Origin of the sequence: Achromobacter sp., from assembly GCF_049647645.1 — a bacterium.
Taxonomy (GTDB): Bacteria; Pseudomonadota; Gammaproteobacteria; order Burkholderiales; family Burkholderiaceae_B; genus Achromobacter.
On record NZ_JBARYB010000277.1, the window covers coordinates 1 to 5,902 of the forward strand.

The 5,902-nt window shown below is 68.1% G+C and carries 6 protein-coding genes; 5 read left to right on the plus strand and 1 reads right to left on the minus strand.

The features are described from left to right. The 3 genes from WBB14_RS32065 to WBB14_RS32075 all read left to right on the plus strand — a co-directional run. Window positions 1-2,058 (plus strand): ImcF-related family protein (locus WBB14_RS32065; protein ID WP_424243351.1); only part of this gene is annotated, 2,058 nt, incomplete at its 5' end. Next, entirely contained in the window at window positions 2,055-3,038 is a 984-nt protein-coding gene (tagF, locus tag WBB14_RS32070) for a type VI secretion system-associated protein TagF (RefSeq protein WP_424243352.1), read from the plus strand. The genes WBB14_RS32065 and tagF, both read left to right, overlap by 4 nt. Window positions 3,039-3,040: 2 nt before the next feature. After that, window positions 3,041-3,835, plus strand: coding sequence for an OmpA family protein (locus WBB14_RS32075; RefSeq protein WP_424243353.1), 795 nt, complete (start codon window positions 3,041-3,043; stop codon window positions 3,833-3,835). Window positions 3,836-3,890: 55 nt separating this feature from the next. Here WBB14_RS32075 and tssA read toward each other — a convergent pair whose 3' ends face one another. Beyond that, window positions 3,891-4,997 carry a type VI secretion system protein TssA gene (tssA, locus tag WBB14_RS32080; RefSeq protein WP_424243354.1) on the minus strand — a complete coding sequence of 369 codons (1,107 nt, stop codon included), beginning with the start codon at window positions 4,995-4,997 and terminating at the stop codon, window positions 3,891-3,893. A 172-nt stretch (window positions 4,998-5,169) separates the two neighbouring features. Here tssA and WBB14_RS32085 point away from each other — a divergent pair, with 172 nt between their 5' ends. Continuing rightward, a complete protein-coding gene (locus WBB14_RS32085) occupies window positions 5,170-5,421 on the plus strand; it encodes a hypothetical protein (RefSeq protein ID WP_424243355.1) in 252 nt (83 codons plus the stop codon). Between the two features lie 36 nt (window positions 5,422-5,457). Further along, on the plus strand, window positions 5,458-5,727 hold the full coding sequence (locus WBB14_RS32090) for a PAAR domain-containing protein (RefSeq protein WP_088142844.1): 270 nt from the start codon (window positions 5,458-5,460) through the stop codon (window positions 5,725-5,727). Window positions 5,728-5,902: the final 175 nt, after the last annotated feature.

The window sequence follows — 5,902 nt, forward strand, 5'->3', positions numbered from 1 at the left end:
CCCCAGCCGGCGCCGCAGCAGGTCCGCGCCACCCATGCGGCGGGCGGCGACACGCTGTTCCAGGACGCCTCGCCCACCAACGCGGACGACGCCTACAACGCGCTCAAGACCTACCTGATGATGGCAAATCATCAGCACGTCGATCCCACGCACCTGTCCGACCAGATCACCCGCTTCTGGCGCGGCTGGCTGGAGACCAACCGCGGCGCCATGCCGCGCGACCAGTTGATCCGCAGCGCCGAGCGCCTGATCTCGTTCTATGCAGGCCGCGCGCAGGACGCGGGCTGGCCGCAGATCGATACCAATCTGGCGCTGGTCGAGAAGACCCGCGGCAGCCTGCGCGCCGTGATGCAGGGCATGCCGGCGCGCGAACGCGCCTACGCCACGCTCAAGGCGCGCGCCGCCACCCGCTTCCAGGCCATGACGGTAGCGCGCATCGTCGGCGAGAACGACGCCGGCGTCGTCGCCGGCAGCTACGCCATTCCCGGCACCTTCACGCGTGAAGCCTGGGAGCAGTACATCCAGCCCGCCATCGGCGAGGCCGCCAAGAAGGAAGTGCAGACCAGCGACTGGGTGCTGGGCGTGAACGCCCGCGATGACCTGACGCTGGAAGGCAGCCCCGAACAGATCCAGAAAAGCCTGGCGACGATGTACAAGACCGAATACGCCGAGGAATGGCAGAAGTTCCTGCGCGGCGTGACGATCAAACCCTTCACGAGCTTCGACCAATCGGTCGGCGCAATGAACCGCCTGGGCGATCCGCAGACCTCGCCCATCGCCAAGCTCATCAACACCACCTATGAGCAGACCTCCTGGGACAACCCCTCGCTGATCAACGCCGGGCTGCAGCAGGCGCAGAGCGGCGTGGTCGGCTGGTTCAAGCGCGTCATCCTGCGGCAGACGCCGCCGTCGGCTGCGCCCGCCACCGCCGCCAACGGCGAAGCGATTCCCATGGGCCCGGTGGGACGGGAGTTCTCCGACGTGGCGCGCCTGGTGGTGACGCGCGACAACCAGTCGCTGCTGGGCAACTACATGGGCGCGCTGTCGAAGATCCGCACCCGCTTCAACCTGCTGAACAACCAGGGCGATCCCGGCCCCGGCGCGCTGACGCTGATGCGCCAGACGCTGGAGGGCAAGGACTCGGAACTGGCCGACGCGCTGAAGCTGGTGGACGAGCAGATGCTGGCGGGCATGTCGGCGACGCAGCGCGAGACGTTGCGTCCGCTGCTGGTTCGTCCGCTGATCCAGGCCTATGCCGTGACCATGCTGCCGGCGGAATCCGAACTGAACAAGGTCTGGAACGCGCAGATCTATCGCCCGTTCAATCAGACCCTGGCAGAGAAGTATCCCTTCGCCAGCCGCGCCAGCGTCGAGGCCAGCAGCGACGAGATCGGCCAGGTGTTCGGCCCCCAGGGCAGCATCGCCAAGTACGTCAACGACACGCTGGGCCCGCTGACCGTGCGCCGCGGCGACATCCTGACGGCGCGCACCTGGGGCGACATGGGCGTGAGCCTGCAGCCCACCTTCACGGCCAACTTCGCGCAGTGGGTGGCGCCGCTCTCCGGCGGCGCGGCCGGCAGCGGCGCGGCCAGCCAGCCGCAGACGCTGTTCCAGATCCAGCCCAAGCCCGCGGCCGGCGTGACCGAGTACACGATCGAGATCGACGGACAGCAGCTGCGCTACCGCAACACCCCGCCGCAATGGGTCAATTTCGTGTGGCCCAATGCCCAGGGCGCGCCCGGCGCGCGCATCACCGCCACCACCTTCGATGGCAGCGTGGTCGAGATCGTCAACGAACCCGGCCGCTTCGGCCTGGAGCGCCTGATCGCCACCGCCCAGCGCACCGCCAATACCGACGGCAGCTTCAACATGAGCTGGGGCAAGTCCAACGTGACGGTGCCGGTAAAGCTGCGCATCATCAGCAACGCCCAGGCGCCCGGCGCCGGCGGCAGCGAGCCCGGCGGCAGCCAGGGCCTGCGCAACCTGCGCCTGCCGTCGTCCGTGGTCGGCGCCTCTCCCGAATCCTCCGCCCAGACGCAACCCGGAGCGCCGCAATGAGCAACCCGCAGTCCCCCTTGTTCCGCACGGCCTACTTCGGCAAGATTCCCAGCCGCGGCGATTTCGTGAAGAACACCTCGCATCCGCAGCTGATGGCCACGCTGGATGCCTGGGTCGCCAGCACCATGGAGATGCTGGCGCAGGAGCCGCACTGGAAGGCGCTGTACGACGAGGCCGAGGCCATGCCGTTCGCGATCCTCGGGTCGCGCGGCAAGCTTGCCATCGCAGGGCACCTGCAGCCCAGCCAGGATCTGTCAGGCCGCCGTTATCCCTTCCTGTCCGCCACCTCGGTGGAAGTGCAGAAGCCGCTGGCCTTCATCGCCCGCAGCCCCATCGCCTTCAGCCGCATGTGGAACCGCATGAGCGGCGCCGCCGCCCTGCTGATGCAGGACCACGATCCCGCCTCCGCGCTGCAGACGCTCAACGAACTGGAAGGCGAAATCCGCACGGCGGCCGACGACGGCTTCGACGCGTTCGTCGACCTGCAGACCCTGGAACGGCTGGAAGCGATGCTGCGCGGCAACGGCCACGCCGCGCGCGTGCACGACATCATCCTGGCGCTGGGCATCCTGCTGGGGCCGGTGATGTCCAGCGGCTCCTCGCAACTGGACAAGGGGCTGTCGCTGCCGCTACCGGACGATCCCCTCTACATCAACCTGGTAGCCGCCTACTGGATGACGCTGATCTCGCCCTTCCTGTCGCGCGCGGACTTCGAGATCACGATCTTCATCGGCCGCATCGCCGGCAAGCACCGGCTTGCCGTGGATTTCCGCGGCGCCTCGCCGCAGACGCTGGCCAGCCTGTTGTCCACGCCGCAGGCTTATGCCGACCAGCACATCGTGCTGGAGGACGCGCCCTGGGTCCGCAATCACGTGTCGGCCAGCCACGGCCTGGCCAAGCTGTCCAGCTATCTGGACCAGCCGCGCCTGTCCTTGCGCCTGGCGCTGGACACTTTCCTCGAAGTCTTTACCGGAGCCTGACCATGCGCTTCTCATTCTTGCTCATGGCGGCGCTGTATGCCTGCACGGCCGCGGCCCAGGACGCGGCCACGGTGGTGCCCGCCAACGTCATCCCCCAACCTGGACAGGTCGTGGCCAGCGGCGCCGTGCCGGACGAGGCCACCAAGGCCGACGTGCTGGCGCGGCTGCAGCAGGTGTATGGCGTGGGCAATGTCATCGACCAGATCGACGTGGGCGGCGTGGTTGCCCCGCCCAACTGGTCCGAGCATGTCGGCAAGCTCATCGGCCAGCCGCTCAAGCAGATCAACCGCGGCCAGCTGGAGATAGACGGCACCCAGATCCGCCTGCGTGGCGAAGTGCAGAACGAAGCCTCGCGCCAGCAGATTGCCAGCGCCTTCGCGACCTCGCTCAACCCCACCTACAAGATCGTCAACGGGTTGCGCGTGTCCGCCAGCAAGGACGAACAGGGATTGCTGGATCAGGTCCTGACCAACCGCGTGGTGGAATTCGAGACCGGCAGCGCCACGCTCACCACTCGTGGCCGCGAGCTGCTGGACAAGGTGGCGGACGTGGTGCCAAAACTGCACAGCGACAAGGTGCAGATCATCGGCCACACCGACAGCTCCGGCAGCCGCAGCACCAACCTGGCGTTGAGCCAGGCGCGCGCCGACGCGGTCAAGACCTATCTGGTGGACAAGGGCTTGCCGCCCGCGCGCTTCGAAACCCTGGGGGCCGGGCCGGACCAGCCGCTCGCCACCAACGCCACGGCCGAAGGCCGCGCCAAGAACCGCCGCATCGAGTTCCGCGCCAGCCGCTAAACGCCTGGCGCCAGGCCGGCCCGCAAGGGCCGGCTCACCCGAGCAAGAACGCCGCTCAGCCGTTGTGGTCGGGCGGCTTGGGCACGCCCAGCAGCTCTTCCAGGCCGGACAGCGCGTCGCCGTTCTTGAGGACGGTGCGCAGCCACAGGTGCAGCGACATCTCGCCCCAGCTAGCGGCCTTGTCGGCCAGATAGGCCACGGGGCTGTGGGGTTCGGTGCGGCGGAAGAACTCCGCCACTTCGCGCAACTGCGCCAGCGCCTGGTCGCGCGTTTGCAGCGGGCCTCGCGCGAGTGTGGACGCGGGCGCGGCGGGTACAGGCTCGGTTGCGGACAAAGTCGGCTCCATCCGGGTAGCTGCGGGTTCAGCTGGGGAAGCGGCCGGCGCCACGGTATCCGCGCGCACCAGCAGCCCGGCGTCGCGGGCGAAGCGGCGGGTCAGTTCGGTCACGTCGCGCAGCGCGTCGCGCACCGGCGAAAAGGCCGGCCGCTCGTCGCCCAGACGCTCCGCCAAGGTTTGTTCCAACGTATCCACCGCCGCGAAGCAGCTTTGCAGATTGCCTTCCAGCTCGGAATAAAAGGCCGGCGGCGTGTCGCGGCGCGCAGCGTCGAACTGGTCCAGCGTGAGCTTGCCGCGCGTGATTTCGGCGGCGTTCTGCGGCGTGCGCTTGACCGCGTTGGCCAGCTGCGAGGCGCTGTCCCACAAGGCCGCACCGTAGCGTCCGCCTTCGGACTGCGTCAGCGGCAATTCGCGGATCAGCTGTTGCGAGCGCGCCAGCAGCCAGGCCAGATTGCCCACGCGCTGCTGCACGTCGCCCTCGTCGGGCACGGGATGCAAGCCTTCCCAGTAGTGGCGGCACAGGCCATCCACCAGCAGGTAGCCGTCGCGCAGGCCGGCGAAACCACGCGTCTTGGCCCAGGCCTCGGCCAGCCATGCGGCGACGCGTACGTCCTTGCTCTGCTCGCGCAGCACCGTGGTGCAGATGCGGATGACTTCCGGCCAGTCGGCCTCTTTGATGGCTATGACCCAGTCGCCCTGGTCCAGGTTCGGATCATCGTGGCGGCGGGCTTCGCGTATGGCGTCGAACTCGGCGGAAAACACCAGGTCGGCGCCGCAAGGCGCCTCGCCCGCAATGGGCTGCAGCAGTGTGTCGATATCGCTCATATAGGTCTAGTCGGATGGCAGGATCGCGGTCGCCGGCCCTGCGGCGCACAACGCGAAGAGGACCGATCCTCCCATATCTGTAACGGCCTTGCGTTTGAAGATGACACGTCCTATTACAAAACGCATCACGGACCCTGGATATCATGCGGGTTCCCCAGGACGAGGAACCGCGATGAACAAGTCATTCCACATGATGCCCGACGGCCGCTTCATCAATGGCAAGCCGCGCCGCTGCCCGGACGGCAGCTATGTCGGCGACGGCGGCCCCATCACCCGCGCGCCGGACGGCACTTACGTTGCCGGCAAACCGCAGCGCGCGCCTGATGGCCGCTACCTGGGCGGCGACGGCCCGGTCCGCATGGCGCCGGACGGTACTTTCGTCACCGGCACGCCGCGGCAGGCTCCGGACGGCACCTATCTGTAAGCACACATAACCAAACTGACAGGGCAACAGGCAGCCATGGCGCAGCTATCGGTGATACGCAAGGGCGACCGCACCTCGCACGGCGGGGTGGTCGTCACGGGCGACGAAACAGTCATGATCTTCGGCCAGCCCATGGCCCGGCTGGGCGACCGCGTCACCTGCCCCAAGTGCGGCGGCACCCACACCATCGTCGAAGGCGCAGCCGCCGTCAGTTCCGACCGGCGCACCGCGCTGGAAGGCATGAAGACCTCATGCGGCGCGACGCTGATCGCCAGCCAGCAGTTCTACCGTCTGGAGCAGGGCTAGGACCGCACGCACAGGCGCCGCAGTCCCAGGCGCAGCGCCAGCACCGCGAACGCGATGGGCAGCACCATGTGCAGCTGCGCCACGAACAGTTCCATGGTGGCCTCGCCCGGCGCCCAGGTGTTGCCGAACACCTGCGGCGCCGGCGGCGCCAGATATAGCGCGACCAACGCGGCCG

Bases quoted from the DNA above. Each gene is read 5' to 3' on its own strand.
- WBB14_RS32085 (WP_424243355.1), top strand. From the start codon at position 5,170: ATGAACAAGTCATTCCACATGATGCCCGACGGCCGCTTCATCAATGGC.
- WBB14_RS32090 (WP_088142844.1), top strand. From the start codon at position 5,458: ATGGCGCAGCTATCGGTGATACGCAAGGGCGACCGCACCTCGCACGGC.
- tssA (WP_424243354.1), bottom strand. From the start codon at position 4,997: ATGAGCGATATCGACACACTGCTGCAGCCCATTGCGGGCGAGGCGCCT.
- WBB14_RS32075 (WP_424243353.1), top strand. From the start codon at position 3,041: ATGCGCTTCTCATTCTTGCTCATGGCGGCGCTGTATGCCTGCACGGCC.
- tagF (WP_424243352.1), top strand. From the start codon at position 2,055: ATGAGCAACCCGCAGTCCCCCTTGTTCCGCACGGCCTACTTCGGCAAG.